Source organism: Inquilinus limosus (assembly GCF_051487185.1).
In the GTDB taxonomy this organism is placed as follows: domain Bacteria; phylum Pseudomonadota; class Alphaproteobacteria; order DSM-16000; family Inquilinaceae; genus Inquilinus; species Inquilinus limosus_F.
The window spans coordinates 1-20,078 of the sequence record NZ_JAHVDK010000011.1 but is presented as its reverse complement, the minus strand read 5'-3'; the positions used below and the strand labels follow the sequence as shown (position 1 = coordinate 20,078).

The following is a 20,078-nucleotide window of genomic DNA, read 5'->3' as shown; positions in this document are numbered from 1 at the left end:
GTCGTTCGCGGTACGATGAAATAAATCAAGGAACCGGCCGGCGCCCGCCGCCATTGCCACGGCAACGGCCAGTGTCGGAGCGTGGACGAATGCCCCCGCCCAGCCGAAGTGAGAGGCCGACGACGGAGCAGTTGCGGCACGACATCGATCGGGGCCTGACCGGGGACAAGATCCCGGTGCAGGACCCGGCGGCCGCCCCGCTCGGCACCGACGACGAAGCCGCCGGCATGCCCCCCACGCCCGACGAGATCCACAACGCCCGCAGCCGCGAGGCGATCGGCCGGCCGCCCGACACGAGCCTCGCGCGCGGCCGCGAGACGGCCGATCTGAGGGTGCCGGTATCGCTGGGGCCGATCTGGGTCGTCGTCACCCTGTTCGTGCTGCTGCTCCTGGTCGCGCTCATCCTCGGCCTGTGGAACCTGCTTTGACCGCCGCGGACCGCAGGTCCGGTCAGGCGGCCCGGGTCGGCCCGTTCGGCGGCAGATCCAGCCTCGTCTCGGGCATCGCCATCGCGAAGCCCAGAGCGGCGATTGCAGCGACCAGGCCCAGGGTGAGGAAGGCGGCATCGAAGCCGAGGGCGTCGACCACCACCCCAGCCACGAAGCCGCTGAGCGAGGCGCCGATGCCCGTCATCGTCGCCACCGCGCCCTGCGCCATGTTGTAATGGCCGGTGCCGCGCATCAGGTCGGCGATGACCAGAGGCGTCAGGGCGGCGTAGATGCCGAAGCCGATGCCGTCCAGCAACTGCACCGCGATCAGCCAGCCGCTGTCGTCCGACAGAGTGAAGAGCACGGCGCGGACCGGCAGGATGGCGAAGCCGATCAGGAAGATCGGCTTGCGGCCCCAACGGTCCGCCGTGTGGCCGACCAGGATCGAGATCGGCAGCATCACCGCCTGCGCCGCCACGATGCAGATGGACATCATCGCCGTCGCCCATTCGGGATGGGCGAAGGCGAGCACCTGCCCGATCAGCGGCAGCAGGGGCGCGTTGGCGAAATGAAACAGGAAGGCGCAGATCCCGAAGACCACCAGCGGCCGCCGCCGGAGCAGCACTTTCCAGGCGGGCCTGGCGACGCTCCTCCCGCCGTCGGCATCCGCGGCGCGAGCGAGATCGTGATCGATGGCCTGCGCCGGAATCGACAGGGTCGCCGCGGCTGCCAGAACGGCGAAGACCGGCACCAGCAGGAATACCGCGCGCTGTGAGAACCACCAGCCGACGGCAGCGGCCACCAGGGCGATCACGACATTTCCGGCGTGATCGAAGGCAGCGTTGCGTCCTATCCGCCGCGCCAGCCCGCGACGGCCGATCAGCCCGAGGGTGATGGCCGAGACCGCGGGATAGAAGATGTCGCCGACCACCGCGATCATCATCGACGCGACCAGGATCCACCAGAAGTCCGTGCGGATGAAGATCGCGATCGCGCCCAGCGCCATGACCGCCAGGGCCAGCACGATGGCGCCGCGCTTGGCCCGGATACGGTCGATCGCCGCGCCGATCGGGGTCTGCAGCGCCAGGGCCGCGAATCCGCTGACCATCGTGACGATGCCGAGGGTCGACTGGCTCCAGCCCCGCTCGGTGATCAGGTAGACGTTCAGATACGGACCGACGGCGCCGCGCGCATCGGCCAGGAGGAAGTTTATGGCGTCCAGCGTGCGCGGATTGAATCCGGTTCGGCGGGCTGCGGCCGTGGATGTCCGGTCGGCGCTCACCACGGCAGCAGGAAGCCGGCCAACGCTAGAAGCAGCGCCGGCGGCATCACGACGAGGCCAAGGCGGAGGAACTGCAGGGCTCCGACCTCCAGCCCTTCGCGGCGCAGCGCGACGAGCCAGAGGATGGTGGCGAGAGAACCGGTGACCGACAGGTTCGGGCCGAGATCAATGGCGATCAGCGCGGCGCCGGCGACCTGCGGCGGCATCGGCGCCTGGGCCAGGGTGGATTGCACGATCAGCCCCGTCGGCAGGTTGTTCATCAGGTTGGTCGCTACCGCCACGATCGCTCCGACGCCCCAGGAGGCACCGGAAACGGAACCGGCCACCGCGTCCTGCAGCGCGGCAGCGAGGAAATGAACGACGCCGGTGCGGTCCAGCCCCTCGACCAGCACGAACAGGCCGGCGACCAGCGGCAGCACCTCCCAGGAGATCCGGCGCATCAGCCCCCAGGGCGCGGCACGGCGGCGCAGCAGGACCGCGGCGGTGGTGGCCAGGCCGGCGAGCGCCGTGGGCAGTCCGAGATCCAGGCCGAAGGCTGACGACAGCAGCAGCACGACCGCGGTGACGCCAAGGCCCCAGGCCGCCATCTGCCCACCCGGCGGCAGGGCCGGCACGCGGACATCGGTCGCGATCGGCGCGCGCAGCGCCCGCGCCTGGATCAGGCGGAGCGCGACGAAGGTGGCGCCGATCGCCAGGGCCGAGGGCAGGGCGAACCAGGCCAGCCATGTCAGGAGCGGAGGCATGTGACTGCCGAACACCACAAGATTGGCGGGATTGGAGATCGGCAGGACGAAGCTGGCGGCATTGGCGATGAAGGCGCAGATGAGAAGATAAGGGAGTGGCGCGGCCCCTGCCGTCCGTGCCACGGCATAGACGGCGGGGGTCAGCACCACGGCGGTGGCGTCGTTCGACAGGAAGACGGTGACGACGACGCCGACAACATAGATCAACGCGAAGAGCCGGCTGGCCGATCCCCGCGCCTGCCGCGCGGCGATTGCCGCCGCCCAGTCGAACAGGCCCTCGGTGCGCGCCAGCTCGGCCAGCAGCATCATGCCGATCAGGAACAGGTAGACGTCGGCGCCCTTGCCGATCGCCGCCAGCGCATCGGTGCCGGACAGGAGGCCGAACCCCACCAGCGCCGCGGCGCCGGCCACCGCCCAGATCGCCTCGGGCAGGCGCCAGGGCCGCAGGATGACGCCGCCGGTGGCCAGCGCGGCGATGCCCCAGGTGGTGGCGGCGCCGTCGGTCAGCATGCTCATGTCGGTCTCGGCTCCTCCGCGGGCAACGATGCCGTCTCGCGGAGGACCGTGGGATCGCAGCCGCGCTCGCTGCTCCTCGTTAGACGGGGGCCGTTCCGTCGGCAAGGGCCCGGCTCGCCCGCTGACGGCGACATTTTCCGTCCCCGGGCGTTGAGTGGATAGGACAGAAGCGAAGGATCGCCACGCCGTGCGGGTCATGCGAAGTGCCGCGGTCGACGAGGACGCGGATCCGCCGCCGGAGACATCCGTGCTGCGGCCGGGGCGGAACGTCTGGCGGATCGAGCGCGCCCATCGCGCCGCCGTGATGGTCGATGCTGCGGCCTATTTCGGGGCGCTGCGCTCGGCGATGCGGGAGGCCAGGCACCGGATCCTGGTCATCGGCTGGGACATCGACAGCCGCACGCCCCTGGTCGGGCCGGGGGGCAAGCCGCAGGACGGGCTGCCGGCGGCGTTGGGCGAATTCCTCTGCGCCCTCGTCCGCGAGCGGCCAGAGCTGTCGGTCAAGCTGCTGCTGTGGAACTACTCGCTCTACTACGCGCTGGAGCGGGAGCCGCTGCCGCTGTTGGCGCTGCAATGGAGCACGCCGCAGCAGATCGAGCTGTGCCTCGATGACGAGATCCCGGTCGGCTCCTCGCACCACCAGAAGATCGTGGTGATCGACGATGCGATCGCCTTTGTCGGCGGGCTCGACCTGGCCCTCCGGCGCTGGGACACCCCCGCCCACCGGCCCGGGGAGCCCGGCCGGGTCGATCCCGCCGGGATCCCCTACCCGCCCTTCCACGACGTGCAGATGGCCGTCGACGGCCCGGCCGCCCGCGCCCTCGGCGTGCTGGCCGGCTGGCGCTGGGAAAGGGCGACGCATGAGGCTCTGCCCGCCATTGCCGCGCACGCCGCTCCCTGGCCCGAGAATCTCGACGCCGATTTCCGCGACGTCGCGGTCGGCATCTCGCGCACGCTGCCGCTCTATCCCGGCGAGAGCGAGGTGCGCGAGATCGAGGCCCTGTTCGAGGACATGATCGATGCCGCGCGGGAGACGGTCTATATCGAGAACCAATTCCTGACCAGCGCCCTCCTGGCCGAGCGCCTGGCCCGGCGGATGCGGGCGGTGCCGGCGCTTGAGGCGGTGATCGTGGTACCGCGCGTCCATCACAGCTGGGTCGAGCATCGCACCATGGCCGTCGGGCGCACGCGCTTCATCGAGATCCTGCGCGCCGCCGGGGTCGGCGACCGTGTCCGAGTGCTGTTTCCACAGTGCGATCACGACGGCGCGACCGCAGATGTGATGGTGCATTCGAAGCTGATGATCGTGGACGACCGGCTGCTGCGGGTCGGCTCCGCCAACCTCTGCAACCGGTCGATGGGCGTCGACAGCGAATGCGACCTGACCGTCGAGGCCGTCGATGCGGCGGAGCGTCGGGCCATCCGGGCGGTCCGCGCCCGCCTGCTGGGCGAGCATTGCGGGATCGAACCGGAGCAGATCGAGCGGCGGATCCGCGAGGCCGGCTCGCTGCTCGCCGCCATCGATGCGGCCGGAGGCGGACAGCGCCGTCTGGTGCCGATCGACGGAGTTCGGCCGGTCGCGGAAGAACGGGGCTGGGCCATTGCGGCGATGGCCGATCCCCGCCGTCCGCTGCCGGCGATCGGCCTGATCGATCACGCCCTGGTCTCGGTCAAGGCGCGCTGGCGCGGCCTGCTGCGTATCCTCCCGATCGTCCTGGCCGCCGTCCTGCTGGCGCTGGCCTGGGGCACCACCGACCTCGCCGGCTGGGCGCATCCGGTCCGGCTGCAGCAGTCGCTGCACGGTCTGGCCGGAACCGGCTGGGGAGCTCCGCTCGTCATCGTCGCCTTCGTGCTGGGCGGACTGGTGATGTTCCCGGTCACGGTTCTGATCGCCGCGACCGCCGCCGCCTTCGGCGCCTGGCCGGGACTGGCCTATGCCGCGGCCGGCACGCTGGCCAGCGCGCTCGCCGGCTATCTGATCGGCCTCGTGGCCGGCGAGAGGGCGCTGCGCGCCGCCATGGGCCCGCGCCTGCATCGGATCCGGGGCGCGATCGCCCGCCGCGGCGTCATCGCCGTGGCCACGATCCGGCTGGTCCCGATCGCGCCCTTCACCCTGGTCAACCTGGTCGCCGGCGCGGCGCGGATCCCGATCCTCGACTATGTGATCGGCACGGCCCTTGGCCTGGCGCCCGGGCTAATCGTCCTATCGGCGCTGGGCGACCGCATCCTGTCGATCCTGCGCGACCCCTCGCTGGCGGAGATCGGCATCCTGCTGGCGGTCGTGGCCGCCTGGATCGCGCTGTCGATCGGGCTGCAGGCGCTGGTGAGCCGGAGGCGGCGGACGCTTTCGTGACGGAGGACCTCACGACTGATGGGGCGCCGCTCCGCCTCCTGACCTGGAACATCCATGCCGGCATCGGCCCCGATGGTCGCTACGACCTGGACCGGGTGATCGCCCTGGTCCGGCGGCATGCGCCCGACATCGTCGCGCTGCAGGAGGTGGATTCGCGCGGCCGCGGCACCGGTCCGGATTCGCCCTTCGCGCTGCTGGCGGACGCGCTCGGCAACCACACCGCCGCGGCCCGCACCATCGTCGCGCCGGACGGGCACTACGGGCACGTCCTGATCAGCCGTTGGCCTCTGTCGGCCACCAAGCTTCATGACCTGACCCATTCCCGCCGCGAGCCGCGATGCGCCATCGAGACCATGGTCTCTGCCCCGGGCGGTCCCCTCCACCTCGCCTCGGTGCATCTCGGCCTGGATTTCGCCGAACGGCGCTATCAGGCGGCGCTGCTGGCCCGGGTCGCCGACAGCGCGGCGCGGACCTCGGTGATGCTCGGCGACTTCAACGACTGGACCTGGAACGGCGCCGTCCGGCGGTCGCTGGCCCAGGTGCTGCCGGGGCGCACGCCGCAGCGCACCTTCCCCGCCTGCTGCCCGGTGCTGACGCTGGACCGGGTCTATTGCCGGCCGCGACACGCTTTGCTGCGCAGCTGGGTCGACCCGCAGGGCCGGCGCGTCTCCGACCATCTGCCGGTGATCGCCGAGATCCGCATCGACCCGGTGCCGATGGCGTCGGAACCCGTGATCCGGCCCCAACGTTGACCAGGCAGGTTCGTCACGCCCTGCCCGCCTCCTGCGGAGCCGATCATGAGACGACTCCTGGCGGCGGCCTTGGGGTTCGCCGCACTGGCCTGCCCCGCGGCCGCTGTGATCGCACAGAGCGGCAATACCGCCGCGCAATCGGTGCAGACCGACGCCGCCAGCTATGTCCAGCAGACCGCGATCAACGGCCTGTTCGAGATTTCCGCCGCCCAGGCGGCGTTGGAGAAGGCGTCCTCCGACGATGTCCGCAGCTTCGCCCGGATGATGCTCGACGACCACACCAAGGCCGGCGAGCAATTGACGGACGCGGCCAAGGGCCAGAATCTCGCGACGGCCCTGCCGAAGACGGTGGACGCCCGATACGACGAAGTGCTGCAGGACCTGGCCAACGCCACCGAGCAGGATTTCGATCGGCTCTACATGCGGACCCAGGTGGAGGCGCATAAGGAGGCCCTGAAGCTGCAGCAGGAGTACAGCAGCTTCGGCGCCAATCCGGCGCTGAAGGCGACCGCGACGCAGCTGCTGCCGGTCATCAAGCGCCATCTCGACCAGGCCCAGACGATCCTCGACCGGCTCGGCAAGGCATAGATCCGCGACAGCCGCAGGGCGGTCCTCTAGACCCTGCGCCGCTCACCTCCGTGGAATTTGATAAAAAATCTCCGCTAAATGAGATTGCGAGTCATTATTATTCTTGATAATGAGCACCGGCATTCTAAGCCGGGTGCGGCGACGGCCGCCGGTACCCGCGGTTCCGAAGAAGAAGGGTGGGGTGGCATGGGTGCTGGATACGGCGCGCGCGACCGCGTGCGGATGTTGCTAACGACAACCATTCTCGTCGCGGTTGGAGGGCCGGTCGCGGCGCAGGCCCAGGAGCAGAGCCAGGCGCAGCCCCAAACGCAGGCACCCCCGGCCACGGACGGCCTCGTCCTGGCCCCCATCGTCGTCACCGGCCAGGGGGAGGACCCGACTGGCCCGGTGCAGGGCTTCGTGGCCAATACGAGCCTCAGCGCCACTAAGACCAACACGCCGCTGATCGAGACGCCGCAGTCGGTCTCGGTGGTCACCAAGGACCAGATCACGGACACGAACGCCGAGACCCTGTCGCAGGCGCTGGCTTACACCCCGGGTCTCACCTTCCAATCCGGGGCTTACAGCCGCATCAACGACGATTTCATGATCCGCGGCTTCAACGTCGCGGCCGGCGGGTCCGGCATGCTGCGCGACGGCCTGCGGCTGCAAGCCAATGTCTACGACGGAAACCAGGAGCCTTATGGGCTGGAGCGCATCGAGGTGCTGCGCGGCCCGTCTTCGGTGCTCTACGGCCAGCTCAGCCCCGGCGGCGTGGTCAACGCCATCAGCAAGCGGCCGACCGATGTGCCGTTCGGCGAAGTGAACGCCGAATACGGCAGCTACGGCCGGACTCAGTTCTCCGGCGATGTCGGCGGCCCCGTCGATGACGCCGGCATGTTGTCCTATCGGCTGACCGGGCTGTGGCGCAATTCCGGCAACTGGGTCGATCACGTCCCGGACGACAAGCTGTACATCGCCCCGGCCTTCACCCTGCAGCCCTCGGATTCGACCAAGATCACCTTCCTCAGCAATTATCAGGAGATCTACACCCGCTTCGCGCCGCCGATGGACTATGACGACCTCCGCAAGGGCCGGATCCCGCGCGACCTGTTCATCGGCCAGAAGGGCTTCGACCGCTACTACAGCGAGACCTACTCGCTCGGCTATCAGTTCGAGCACAAGTTCAACGACAGCCTGACGCTCCGCAACTCGCTGCGCTATTTCCACTCCGATGTCCTGTGGGACTATCTGACCTACGGTACCCTTACGGGCGATTCCCTGACCCGGGGCGTGAGCCACCGTTTCGAAAGCTCGGACAGCTTCGCCACCGACACCTCGCTGGAGGCGAAGGTTGAGACCGGGCCGGTCCAGCACACGCTCCTGGCGGGGGTCGATACCTGGGGCCTCGACTACGACACGAACCGCTTCACTTCCGGCTCGGTCGGCCCCCTCAACATCCACGACCCGGTCTACGACGCGACCGTGACCATCAACACCAGCAACAACAGCGGCTTCAACAATTCGGGCTCGCAGGTCGGCATCTATCTCCAGGATCAGATGAAGATCTACGACAAGCTGATCCTGGTGCTCGGCGGCCGCTACGACTGGGCGGACGCCTACACCACAAGCTACCGCCCGGACCGCGTTCTCCAGGCCCTGAACATCGATCGGAAGCAGCACCGTTCGGACAGCGCCTTCACCGGCCGCGTCGGGCTGCTCTATCTGTTCGACAACGGCCTGGCCCCTTATGCCAGCTTCAGCCAGTCGTTCCAGCCCACCGCGCTGAACGCCGGCATCAGCCGGACCGGGCAGCAGTTCGAGCCGACCACGGCCAACCAGTATGAGGTCGGCCTGCGCTACCAACCGCCCGGCGAGAACTTTATACTGAGCGGCGCCATCTTCAGGATCGACCAGGACAACGTCCTGACCACGGATCCGGAAGACAACACCTTCTCGGTGCAGACGGGCGAGGTCAGGTCGCAAGGCATTGAACTCGAGGCCCGGGCCAGCTTCGGCGCGCTCAACCTCGTCGCCGCCTACAGCTACACCGACGCCCGCAACGTCAAGAGCAATGCGCTGTACACGGAGGATGAGCGCATTGCCCTGGTCCCCTATCACAACATCGCTCTGTGGGCCGACTATCGGCTGGACGATCTCGGCATCAGAGGTCTGACGCTCGGCGCCGGGCTGCAGCATCTGAGCTCCATGAACATCCCAGGGACAGCCGAGACTGAGAAGGACGTGCCCGGCCGGACGCTGGTGGACGCCATGGTGGCCTACGACTTCGGTGCGCTCGACGACCGCCTGACGGGGACGACGCTGCAGCTCAACGCCAAGAACCTGTTCGATGAGGAATACATGACCTGCACCGATATCAGCGGCTGCCGCTACGGCGAGCCCTTCACCGTGTCGGCCACGCTGGGCTACCGCTGGTGAGGCGCTGATGCCGACCCGGCGCACGGTCCTCGGCGGGATTGGCCTGGCCCTGCTCGGCCCGGCATGGGCGCATGCGCAGGATCCCGCCGGGCCGGCGCGCCGGGTCGCGGCCCTCGACCTGCTGCTGACCGAGACGCTGCTGACCCTGGGCGTCATTCCCGCCGCGGTCGGCAACATCCCGCTCTATCAGCGGCTGGTGGCCGAGCCGGCGCTGCCGGACGGCGTGCCGGACCTGGGCCCGCTGCAGGAGCCCAATCTCGAGCTGCTGCAATATCTGCGGCCCGACCTCGTCCTGGCCCCGTCCTGGGCGGAGGTCGGGCAGAACAACCTCGAGCGCATCGCCCCGGTCGCCTGGCTGCCGACCTTTTCCACGGAGAAGCCGGCGCTGGATCACGCGCGGGACCTGCTGATGCGGGTGGCGGCGCTGACCGGCCGCGACGCCGAGGCCCGGGACTGGGCCGACCGCGCCGACGCCACCCTGGCCGAGGCCCGCCAGATCCTCGAGCCCTGGACCGACCGGCCGGTCTATGTCGTCCGCTTCATGGAGGATGGGCGCCATGCCGCGATCTTCGGCGGCAACGGCATGATCGGCGACGTCCTGTCCCGCCTCGGCCTGCGCAACGCCTGGACCGGGCGGACCAATGTCTGGGGCACCACCTCGATCGGGATCGAGCAGCTGGCCGGCAACGCCGAGGCCCGGCTGATCCATTTCAACCGCGGCGCCGAGACCGAGCGCGCCTTGCGGCAGCTCGCCGCCAGCCCGCTCTGGGCCGCGCTGCCGGCGGTGCGCCAGGGCCGGGTGATCGAGATGCCGGTCGTCTATCCGAATGGCGGTCTGTTCTCGGCCACGCGCTTCGCCGAGCAGCTGGTGCAGTTTTTGCCGGCGCACGGAGCAGTCGATGGCTGATCTCGCCCTGCCCCGGCCGGCCGCGGCAGGCCGCCCGGCCCTCCTGGCCGCTTTCCTGATCGGCGCCGCCCTGGCCCTGTTCCTGCACCATCTGACAGAGCTGCTTCCACCTGCGGAATGGGCACAAGCCCTGACAGCCCCGGACCCGGCCGACATGCGTCAGATGCTGGCGCAGTACAGCCTGCTGCCGCGCCTCGTTGTCGGTCTTCTCGGCGGTGCCGCGCTCGGCCTCGCCGGCGTGCTGTTCCAGCAGGCGCTGCGCAACCCGCTGGCCGAGCCCGGCACGCTCGGCGTCTTCGCTGGAGCGAAGCTGGCTCTGATCGCCGCCACGCTGTCGGTGCCGTCTATGCTCGAGGCCGGGCAGGGGGCCGTTGCCCTGCTCGGCGGCATCGCGGCGATGGCCCTGGTCCTGGCGATGAGCGGGCGCCACAGGCTGGCGCCGATCGCCGTGATCCTGGCCGGATTGGTCGTGACCCTCTATCTCGACGCCGCCAGCAAGATGCTGGTGCTGTTCAACCACCAGGCCCTGACCGACCTGTTCGTCTTCCAGGGCGGGTCGCTGAACCAGAACGACTGGGGCGTGGCGCTCGCCCTGGCGCCGCGGCTGACCCTGGCGGCTCTGGCCAGCGCGCTGATGCTGCGGCCGCTGACGCTTCTCGACCTCGACGAGCAGGGCGCACGCGGCCTCGGCCTCTCGCCGGCCGCGGCGCGGCTGGCGGCGATCGCCGTCGCGGTGCTGCTCAGCGCCTCAGTAGCCGCCCAGGTCGGCCCGATCGGCTTCATCGGGCTGGCCGGCCCCGCCATCGCCCGCCTCGCCGGCGCGCGCCGCTTCCGCGACCGCCTGGTCTGGGGGGCTGCGGTGTCCGCCGGTCTGCTGGCGCTGACCGACCAGCTTCTGCAATTCGTCGAGGGCGCCGGCGCTGCGCCAACCGGCGCCGTCACCGCGATCCTCGGCGCGCCGCTGCTGCTGTGGCTGCTGCGCCGGCTGCGGCCGACGGGCGAAGCCCAGCCGGACCGGCCGATGTGGTCCGCCGAGCATCGCCGCCGGCATCCCTGGCCCTGGGTCCTCGGCGCCATGCTGCTGCTCGGCCTGATCGCCTGGGCCGCGCTGGCGCTGGGCCGGACACCGGAAGGCTGGCACTGGAGCATGGGCGGCGAACTCGACCTGCTGCTACCCTGGCGGGCGCCTCGCATCACCGCTGCTCTCGGCGCGGGCTTCATGCTGGCGACGGCTGGCGTAGTGCTGCAGCGCCTGACCGGCAACGCCATGGCGAGCCCGGAGCTGCTCGGCGTCTCCTCTGGCGCCGCCCTGGCCCTGATCCTCGCCGCCGTCGTCGTGCCCGGACTGGACCGCCTGACCCTGACCGGCGTCGCCGGCATCGGTGCGCTGGCGGCGCTGCTCGCCGTCCTCTCCCTCGGTCGGCGGTCAGCCTTCTCCCCCGAGCACATGCTGCTCGCCGGAACGGCGCTGACCACTATCGCCAGCGCCTTCATGGTTGGACTGCTGTTCAGTGGCGATCCGCGCGCTGCGCTGCTGCTGGGCTGGTTGTCGGGATCGACCTATGGGGTCTCCGCCCGCGACGCCGCGATCACCTGCGGCCTCGCCACGGCGGCGGCCCTGGTTCTTCCCCTGGCGGGCCGCTGGCTGACCATCCTGCCGCTCGGCGCCGCGACCAGCCGCTCGCTCGGCCTGTCGTTGGCCCGCAGCCGGGCGGCCTTGCTGCTGCTGACCGCCGTGCTGACCGCCGGCGCGACGCTGACCGTCGGCCCCCTGAGCTTCGTCGGGCTGATGGCGCCGCACATGGTCCGCATGCTCGGTATCCGGCGGCCGACGCCACAGATCCTGGCGGCCGGGCTGGCCGGCGCCGGGCTGATGGTGCTGGCCGACTGGCTGGGCCGCACCATCGCCTTCCCCTGGCAGGTCCCGGCCGGGCTGGTCGCGACCTTCGTGGGCGGGACCTATTTCATCTGGCTGATGCAGCGGCGATGATCGACGCGATCGCCCCGATCTTCACCGGCCCGCTGGCCGACTTCGCCGACCGGCTGGTGCTGGCCGATGACCCGCGGCCGGCGGTGCGCGGATCGGATCTCCTGGACCCTGCCGTGCTGGGCCCGGTCCTGGAGCGCTTCGCCGGGCGCTACGACCAGCCGGAGCCGCGGGCCGTGGCCTCGCTGTGGGCGAAATGGCACTTCTGGTCGCTGCTGACCCCGGTGGTGGCGGCGAGCCTGCTGCTCGAGCACGGGCTGCCGACCGGGCTCGACGAGGTCGGGGTGGTGATGACGCCGGACGGGCAGACGACGGCATTCAAGCTGCCGCATGGCGGCAGCCGGACCACCCCCGCCGACGGCTTCGAGCGCTTCGGCCCGCTGGTCGATCACCACATCGACCCTCTGATCCGCGCGCTGTCGGCGCAAAGCGGCGCCACCGCGAAGGTGCTGTGGAGCAATGTCGGCAACCTGTTCGAGAACCTGCTGCGCCAGATCGAGGCGTCCGGCATGGCGCGCGGTCCCGGCCCGGCCCAGGCCCGCGCGCTGCTGGCCAGCCGCGACTGGCCCGGCCGCCGCGCCAACCCGCTGTTCGAGCCGGTGCGCTATGTCGAGCGTAACGGCGAACGAAAAAGGCTGCGGCGCGTCTGCTGCATCCGCTATCTGATCCCCAGCCTCGACTACTGCTCGACCTGCCCGCTGGTGAAGGCGAGAACGGCATGAACCACACCGCCCCCGTCTCGACGGCCGAGACCGATACCGCGCCGGCGATGTTCGAGCTGTCGCAGGCCGCCTTCGCCGTGGCCGGCCGTACCCTGTTGCAGCCACTCGACCTCGCGCTGGCACCACGCCGGGTCACCGGGCTGATCGGCCACAACGGCTCCGGCAAATCGACGCTGCTGAAGATCCTGGCGCGGCAGCAGCCGCCAACGGCGGGCACGGTCCACTTCGAGGGCCGGCCGCTGAGGGACTGGGCCGACCGCACCTTCGCCCGTCGCGTCGCCTATCTGCCGCAGCAGACGCCGCCCGCCTCGGGCCTTCTGGTGAAGGAACTCGTGGCGCTCGGGCGCTATCCCTGGCATGGGGCGCTGGGCCGCTTCGGCGCGGCTGACCGGGAGAAGGTCGAGGAGGCGATGGCGCTGACCGACATCGCCCCCTTCGCCGACCGGCTGGTCGAGACCCTGTCGGGCGGCGAGCGGCAGCGCGCCTGGCTGGCCATGCTGGTGGCGCAGGACGCCGCCTGCCTGCTGCTGGACGAGCCGATCTCCGCCCTCGACATCGCGCATCAGGTCGAGGTGCTGGCGCTGGTGCAGCGGCTGAGCCGCAGCAAGGGTCTGGGCCTCGTGGTGGTGCTGCACGACATCAACATGGCGGCGCGGTTCTGTGACGAGATCGTGGCGCTGCATTCCGGCCGGCTGATCGCCCGCGGCGCGCCGGATTCAATCATGCGGCCGGACCGGCTGCAGGCGATCACCGGCATCCGGATGGGCATCCTGCCCAACCCGGCCGGCGGCCCGCCGATCAGCTATCCCCACTGACCGGCGGACCTCCCCCTCCCCGACCTATTGTGCCGCCACCGCCAGGGTGGCATCGACCCGGCGCAGCGCATCCCGAACCCCGGACTGGAATTCGGGGGCATGGATGATGTCGAGATGCGTGGCGCCCGGCACCCGGGCCAGCGCCGCCACCCGCGCCAGCAGGCTCCAATCGCGCAGCCGCTCCGGCCGGCCCAGCGAATCCTCCGCCTGCCAGACATGGACCGGCAGGTCGAGCGGCCGGTAGGCGTAGCGCGCGGCGCGCAGCCGCTTGTCCAGCATCGCCCACAGCTCGAATTCGCGCGAGGTCAGGTCCGGCCCGTCCGCCGGCAGGCCGTCGGCATGGGCCAGGACATACTCGTCCAGCGCCGCCCGTTCGCTCTCGTCCATCAGCGCGAACAGCGACCGCCATTGCGCCGCCATGGCCGAGCGGCCGAGCCACTGCTCAAGCAGAGAGGCGGTCCGCTGCCGCTCCTCAGTTGACGACTGCTCGGCCCGGAAATCGACATTCTCGAAGACGTCGACCAGCCCGAGGAACTCGACCGCCACCCGCCCCTTCAGCCGATGCGCCGTCTCGAAGGCCAGGTCGCCGCCGGAGGACCAGCCGAGCAGGGCGCAGCGCCCGCCGGCGGTGCGCTCGATATGGGCGGCGTATTCCTCGGCCAGCGCCGCAATGTCGTAGCCGCGCCAGCGCTGCTGCGTGTAGACATGGCTGACGAAGCCGGTGACCGGACGGTCGCCGCCGAGCGCCGCGACCATCGAGGCGAACTCGGTCGAGTTCACGATCAGCCCCGGGATGCAGTAGAGCGGCACGCCGTCGCCGCCCTGCTGCAGACGCACGACCTCCGGCCCCTTCGGCGGCTCAGGTGCCAGCCGTGCCGCCAGATCGGCCAGGCTGCGGGCGTTCAGGATATCGGCCAAGGTCAGCGCCTGGCCGCCGGCCAGCCCCTGCTTGCGGATCCGCGCCAGCAGCTTGAGACTGAGGATCGAATCCCCACCCAGGGCGAAGAAGTTGTCGTCGCGGCCGATTGCGTCGGTGCCCAGCAGGCCGGCCCAGAGCGCGGCCAGCGCCTGCTCGGTCTCGCCGCGCGGCGGGTCGCCGGCTGGCTTCGGCACGGCAGGTGCCGGCAAGGCCCGGCGGTCGAGCTTCCCGTTGGCGGTGACCGGCAGGGTGTCGAGCCGCACCCAGGCGGCCGGCACCATGTAGTCCGGCAGCTTGTCGGCAAGCTTGGCCTTCATCGCCTCCAGATCCGCGCCGGCCGGCGCCGCGACATAGGCGACGAGCTGCATCCGGCCGTCCTCCGCCGGCGCCGCCACCACCGCGGCATCGGCGATGCCGTCGAGGCCGCGCAGTGCCGTCGCCACCTCGCCCGGCTCGACCCGGTAGCCGCGGATCTTCACCTGGTCGTCGGACCGGCCGAGGAACTCCAGGCTGCCGTCCTTGAGCCGCCGCACGCGGTCGCCGGTGCGGTACAGCCGGGCGCCGGGCTGGCCAAAGGGATCGGGCACGAAGCGCTCCGCCGTCAGGTCCGGACGACCGAGATAGCCGCGCGCCACGCCGGGGCCGCCGAGATAGAGCTCGCCCGCCGCCCCGGCCGGCACCGGGTTGAGATAGCCGTCCAGCACATGCGCCGCGGCGTCCGGCAGGGGCCGGCCGATCGGCAGCGTGCCGGCCGCGCGCCAGGCTGAGACAGCTGGCTGGCACAGGGCACCGACGGTGCCTTCGGTCGGGCCGTAATGGTTGACCACACGGCAGCCCGGGGCCAGCTCGCGGATCCGGTCCAGCAGCGGCCATCCGGTCGCCTCGCCGCCCAGCACCAGGGTGTGACTCGGCAGAACGTCCTGCGGCCGGCGCGCCTGCAGCAGCGCCTGCAGATGGCTCGGCACGATCTTCAGCACCTCGATGCGCTGCGCCCCCATGTATTCGGCGAAGCGGTCGGGGTCGAAGGCGCGGGCCGGATCGATCAGATGCAGCTCGCCGCCGTCATGGAGCGCGCCGTACAGCACGGTGTTGCCGAGATCGGCGGCGACGGTCGAGACCATCGCCATCCGCGCCCCCTCCGGCAGGTCCAGGACCTGCAGCACGCCACGGGCGTAGTCCGCCATGCCGCCGCGGGTGACGACCACGCCCTTGGGCCTGCCGGTCGAACCGGAGGTGTAGATCACGCAGCCGGCCTGGTCCGCCACCGGCTCGGGCAGCGAGATTGCGGCGTCCGGCCCGTCGTCCTTGTCCAGGGACAGGCGCAGAACCTCGCAGCCGAAGCCGTCGGGCGTCTCGGCATCGACCAGAAGCCAGCGGGCGCCGCTGTCGGCCACCAGCTCCGCCCGCCGCTCGGCCGGTGCCGCGGGGTCGAGCGGCAGATAGGCCGCACCGGCCTTGAGCACGCCGAGGAGGCCCAGCACCCATTCCGGCGTGCGCCCCATCTGCAGCGCCACCCGGTCCTCGGGCCGGACGCCGCGGGCGACCAGCCGCCGCGCCAGCCGGTCGGAGGCGTGGTCGAGCTGCGCCCGGGTGTAGGCACGATCTTCGTGCCGGACGGCGATTGCCTCCGGCCGCGCCGCCGCCTGAGCCCGCCAGGCCGCAACCAGATCCGCCGGCGGCTCGGCGCTGGCCGGGCCGAAAGCAGAGGCCGGCGCCGGGGCTGGAGCCAGATCGGCCAGGCGCCGCTCCGGTGCTGCCACGACGGCCTCCGCCAGAGCGGAGAGATCCGCCGCCAGCCGCTCGATCGTGGCCGGATCGAAGACATCGGTGGTGTAGGCGAGGAGGACATCAATCCCCTCCGCCCGGTCGGTGAAGTCGAGGCTGAGGTCGAAATGCGCGGCGCCGCTGCCGAGGCCGCGCAGCGTCATGGCGAGCCCGGCGAAATCGGCCCCGCCCGGCCGGTCGGCCTGCTCGGTGCATTTCACCTGGAACAGCGGATGCACCCCGGCCTGCCGCGGCGGGGCCAGGGCCTCGACCACCATGTCGAAGGGCACGTCGATCCGGGTCTCGGCCGCCAGCAGGCCTTCGCGCACCTGGTCCAGCAGCGCGGTGAAGCCGCGGCGCTGGTCCAGCACCGTGCGCAGCACCGCGACATTGGTGAAGTAGCCGATCATCGGATGCGTCTCGGCCCGGCCGCGATGGGCCAGCGGCGCGCCGATGCGGATGTCGTCGCCCCCGCCGTTCCGGGCCAGCAGCAGCTTGAACAGCGCCAACACGACCATGAAGGTCGAGGCGCCGCGGCTGCGAGCCAGGGCGCGTAGCCTTTCGCTCAGCGGCTGGGACAGGCGGAAGGAGTGGATTGCCCCTGCTTCGCTGCGCTCCGCGGGCCGCGGGCGGTCGAAGGGCAGATCGAGTGGCGGGTGGCTGTCGCCCAGCGCCGCCTTCCAGGCGTCGATCTGGCGCGCCTCCTCCCCGGCCTCCAGCCAGCTGCGCTGCCAGGCGGCGTAGTCGGCGTAGTGAAGCGCCAAGGGCGGCTGGCCGGAAGGCCTGCCGTCGCGCCGAACCGCGTAGAGAGCGGCGAGGTCGCGGATGATCAGCCCGATCGACCAGCCGTCGGCGACGATGTGGTGCAGGGCCAGGACCAGCCGGTGCTCGCGGTCGCCCAGCACATGCAGCTCGAAGCGCAGCAGCGGCCCGGCCTCGAGATCGAAGGGCTGGCGCGCCAGGGCCTCGGCGAAGGCGTCGCTCTCCGCCTCCCCTGCCGCGCGCAGGTCCCGGACTGTGAAGGGCGGCGGCAGCTCGGCATGGACGCGCTGCACCGGGCGGCCTTCGGCGTCGATGCCGAAGGTGGTGCGCAGCGCCTCGTGCCGCGCGACCAGGTCGCCGGCTGCCGCCTGCAGCGCCGCGGCGTCGAGACCGCCGGACAGGGACAGGATGCCGGCCATGGTGTAGGCCGGGCTCGCGGGGTCGCGCTGCCAGGTCAGCCACAGCCCGCGCTGGGCGTGGGACAGCGGCAGGTCGCCGCCGCGCGGCGTCGGCACGATCGGCAGCGTGGCGAAGTCCACTCCGTGCTCGGCCAGCTTGTCCAGGAAGGCGCGGCGGCGATCCGGCGCCAGCGCGGCGAAGCGGCGGGCGATCTGCTGGGTGGTCATGTCAGGTCCTCGAGTTCGCTCATCCACTTGTCCATGTCGTCCAGCCGCTGCCCGGCGGCACCGGTGGACAGGTCCAGGCTGGCGGCCAGCCCGGCGAGGGTGGGATGGTCGAAGAAATGGCGGATCGGCAGGGCACGGCCGTGCCGCTCCAGCAGCAGCGCCCGCACCTTCATGGCGGCGAGCGAGTGCCCGCCGAGCTGGAAGAAATCGTCGTGACGGGAGACGTGGGCGAGACCGAGGACGTCCATCCAGATGCGGGCGATGGCCAGCTCGGTCTCGCCCTCGGGCTCGGCCCGGCCGTCGGCGCCGCTCTCCCACTCGGGCTCGGGCAGCGCCTTGCGGTCCAGCTTGCCATTGGCACTGACCGGCAGAGCGGGGAGCCACAGCAGCTTGGACGGCACCATGTACTCCGGCAGGAGCTCGGACAGATGGCGCTTCAGCTCGGCCTCATCGGGCTGGGCCTCGCCGGCGACATAGCCGACCAGCCGTCCCTCGCGCAGCACCACCACCGCGTCGCGGATCCCGGGATAGGAGCGCAAGCCCGCCTCGATCTCGCCGAGCTCGATCCGGAGGCCCCGCAGCTTCACCTGGTGGTCCAGCCGCCCGAGATACTCGATCGCCCCGTCCGGGCGCCGCCGCACCCGGTCGCCCGAGCGGTACATCCGGCTGCCGGCAGGTCCCATCGGGTCCGGCACGAACCGCTCCGCCGTCAGGTCGGGACGGCCGAGATAGCCCCGCGCCAGGTTGACGCCGGCGATGTACAGCTCGCCCGCCACCCCCTCCGGCACCAGGTTGAGGTCGGCATCGAGGATGTGGATCCGGGTGTTGGCGATGGCATGCCCGATCGGCACGCTCTTCTGCCCGGGTTCGGGCCGGCAGGCCCAGAAGGTCACGTCGATCGCCGCCTCGGTCGGGCCGTACAGGTTGTGCAGCCCGGCCCCGGTCTGCCCCAGCACCGCGTCCTGCAGCGCGCGCGGCAGCGCCTCGCCGCTGCACAGGATCCGCTTCAGGCTGGTGCAGCCGGGCAGCTCGCCCGCGGCGACGAACGCCCCCAGCATCGACGGCACGAAGTGCAGCGTGGTGATCCCCTCATCCCGGATCACCCGGCCCAGCGCCTCCGGATCCCGGTGCGCTCCCGGCTCGGCCACCACCAGGCAGGCCCCGGTCATCAGCGGCCAGAAGAACTCCCACACCGACACGTCGAAGCCGTAGGGCGTCTTCTGCAGCACCCGGTCCCCCGGACCGATCCGGTACTCCGCCTGCATCCATTGCAGCCGGTTCAAGAGCCCCTGGCGGCTGTTGCCCACCGCCTTCGGCTTGCCGGTCGAGCCCGAGGTGGTGATGCAGTAGGCCAGGCTCTCCGGATGCCAGGACACTTCCGGCGCTTCATCCGCAAAGCCGGACAGGTCCCAGCCCTCCAGCGCCACCACCTCGACCCCGTCCGGCAGCCGGTCGATGAGATGCGCCTGGGCCAGCACCAGCCTGAGGCCGGTCTCGGCGATGGTGCCGGCCAGCCGCTCGCGCGGATGCTCGGGGTCGAGCGGCAGATAGGCGCCGCCCGCCTTCGCGATGCCGAGCAGCGCCAGCACCATCTCGACCGACCGCTCGGCCGCCACCCCGACCAGCACGTCCGGCCCGACGCCGCGCGCGACCAAGGCCTGCGCCAGCCGGTTCGTCCGCCGGTCCAGCTCGGCATAGCTCAGCCGCTGGTCGCCGAACACCAGCGCCTCCGCCTCCGGTGTCGCCCGCGCCTGACGCTCGATCAGCGCCAGCACGGTCGGCACCGCCTCATACGCCGTGTCCGTCGCGTTCCAGACGGAGAGGCGCTGTTGCTCTTCCTGCGTCGGCAAGGCGATCCGGCCGAGCGGTGTTGCCGCATCTTCCGCAATGCGCAGCAGCAGGACCTCGAGCTGCCGCATCAGTTGGTCGATCCGGGCGGCATCGAAGGCGTCGCGCCGCCAGCTCCAGCCGATCTCGAGATCCCCGCCCGCCTGCACCGTCAGGGTCAGGGCGTAGTTGGTGGTCTCCAGATTCGCGACCGCGCCGAAGCGCAGGCCTTTGCCGTCGCGCTCGCGCAGCGCCTGGTCCACCGGATAGTTCTCGACCACCAGGATCGTGTCGAACAGCGACCGCCCGCCCTGCCCGGCCCAGCCCTGGATCTCGTACAAGGGCGTCGCCTCGTGCTCGCGCAGCGCCGCGTTCTCCGCCTGCAGACCCCGCAGCCAGTCGCCAGTGCTCCGGGCTGGATCCAGGTCCGGCGCCACCGGCAGGGTGTTGATGAACAGCCCGAGCAGCGCCTCGGCGTCGCGCAGCTCCGCCGGACGCCCCGCCACCGTCGCTCCGAACACCACCCGCCGCTGCCCGGTGATCCGCGACAGCAGCAAGGCCCAGGCCCCCTGCAGCACCGTGTTCAGCGTCACCCGCTCGCGCCGGGCGAAGGCCTTCAGCGCCTCCGTCGCGGCTGCATCCAGCCGCAGCCTGGCGCTGTCGTGGCCC

At 71.2% G+C, this 20,078-nt stretch carries 13 protein-coding genes; 9 read left to right on the top strand and 4 right to left on the bottom strand.

Features of this window, described 5'->3' with window-relative positions:
- Positions 1-89: 89 nt before the first annotated feature.
- The gene (locus KXR53_RS14210; RefSeq protein WP_437375830.1) at positions 90-428 is read left to right on the top strand and encodes a hypothetical protein; all 339 of its coding nucleotides are present in this window, start codon (positions 90-92) and stop codon (positions 426-428) included.
- A 22-nt stretch (positions 429-450) separates the two neighbouring features.
- On the opposite strand, the gene KXR53_RS14205 is transcribed toward KXR53_RS14210, so the two are convergent.
- Together KXR53_RS14205 and KXR53_RS14200 are read right to left on the bottom strand one after the other, a co-directional pair.
- A complete protein-coding gene (locus KXR53_RS14205) occupies positions 451-1,710 on the bottom strand; it encodes an MFS transporter (RefSeq protein WP_437375829.1) in 1,260 nt (419 codons plus the stop codon).
- Positions 1,707-2,969: an SLC13 family permease gene (locus tag KXR53_RS14200; RefSeq protein ID WP_437375828.1), complete on the bottom strand. Its 1,263-nt coding sequence runs from the start codon at positions 2,967-2,969 to the stop codon at positions 1,707-1,709. The genes KXR53_RS14205 and KXR53_RS14200 overlap by 4 nt, the downstream gene beginning before the upstream one ends.
- Positions 2,970-3,165: 196 nt before the next feature.
- Between KXR53_RS14200 and KXR53_RS14195 the strand changes: the two genes are divergently transcribed.
- The 8 genes from KXR53_RS14195 to KXR53_RS14160 all read left to right on the top strand — a co-directional run bounded on the left by KXR53_RS14195 (position 3,166) and on the right by KXR53_RS14160 (position 13,511).
- The gene (locus KXR53_RS14195; RefSeq protein ID WP_437376015.1) at positions 3,166-5,322 is read left to right on the top strand and encodes a VTT domain-containing protein; all 2,157 of its coding nucleotides are present in this window, start codon (positions 3,166-3,168) and stop codon (positions 5,320-5,322) included.
- On the top strand, positions 5,319-6,074 hold the full coding sequence (locus KXR53_RS14190; protein WP_437375827.1) for an endonuclease/exonuclease/phosphatase family protein: 756 nt from the start codon (positions 5,319-5,321) through the stop codon (positions 6,072-6,074). Before KXR53_RS14195 ends, KXR53_RS14190 begins: the two co-directional genes overlap by 4 nt.
- Before the next feature lie 45 nt (positions 6,075-6,119).
- Positions 6,120-6,662: a DUF4142 domain-containing protein gene (locus KXR53_RS14185; protein ID WP_437375826.1), complete on the top strand. Its 543-nt coding sequence runs from the start codon at positions 6,120-6,122 to the stop codon at positions 6,660-6,662.
- A gap of 222 nt (positions 6,663-6,884) precedes the next feature.
- Positions 6,885-9,080, top strand: coding sequence for a TonB-dependent siderophore receptor (locus KXR53_RS14180; RefSeq protein WP_437375825.1), 2,196 nt, complete (start codon positions 6,885-6,887; stop codon positions 9,078-9,080).
- Positions 9,081-9,087: 7 nt separating this feature from the next.
- Positions 9,088-9,987 (top strand): ABC transporter substrate-binding protein, encoded by a 900-nt coding sequence (locus KXR53_RS14175; RefSeq protein ID WP_437375824.1) that lies wholly within the window; start codon positions 9,088-9,090, stop codon positions 9,985-9,987.
- Positions 9,980-11,977 carry a Fe(3+)-hydroxamate ABC transporter permease FhuB gene (gene fhuB, locus KXR53_RS14170; RefSeq protein ID WP_437375823.1) on the top strand — a complete coding sequence of 666 codons (1,998 nt, stop codon included), beginning with the start codon at positions 9,980-9,982 and terminating at the stop codon, positions 11,975-11,977. Before KXR53_RS14175 ends, fhuB begins: the two co-directional genes overlap by 8 nt.
- Entirely contained in the window at positions 11,974-12,696 is a 723-nt protein-coding gene (gene fhuF / locus KXR53_RS14165; protein WP_437375822.1) for a siderophore-iron reductase FhuF, read from the top strand. Before fhuB ends, fhuF begins: the two co-directional genes overlap by 4 nt.
- Entirely contained in the window at positions 12,693-13,511 is an 819-nt protein-coding gene (locus tag KXR53_RS14160) for an ATP-binding cassette domain-containing protein (protein ID WP_437375821.1), read from the top strand. The genes fhuF and KXR53_RS14160 overlap by 4 nt, the downstream gene beginning before the upstream one ends.
- A gap of 24 nt (positions 13,512-13,535) precedes the next feature.
- On the opposite strand, the gene KXR53_RS14155 is transcribed toward KXR53_RS14160, so the two are convergent.
- Together KXR53_RS14155 and KXR53_RS14150 are read right to left on the bottom strand one after the other, a co-directional pair.
- Positions 13,536-17,582 (bottom strand): amino acid adenylation domain-containing protein, encoded by a 4,047-nt coding sequence (locus KXR53_RS14155; protein ID WP_437375820.1) that lies wholly within the window; start codon positions 17,580-17,582, stop codon positions 13,536-13,538.
- The coding region (locus KXR53_RS14150) for an amino acid adenylation domain-containing protein (protein WP_437375819.1) at positions 17,579-20,078 on the bottom strand (2,500 nt) is incomplete at its 5' end. The genes KXR53_RS14150 and KXR53_RS14155, both read right to left, overlap by 4 nt.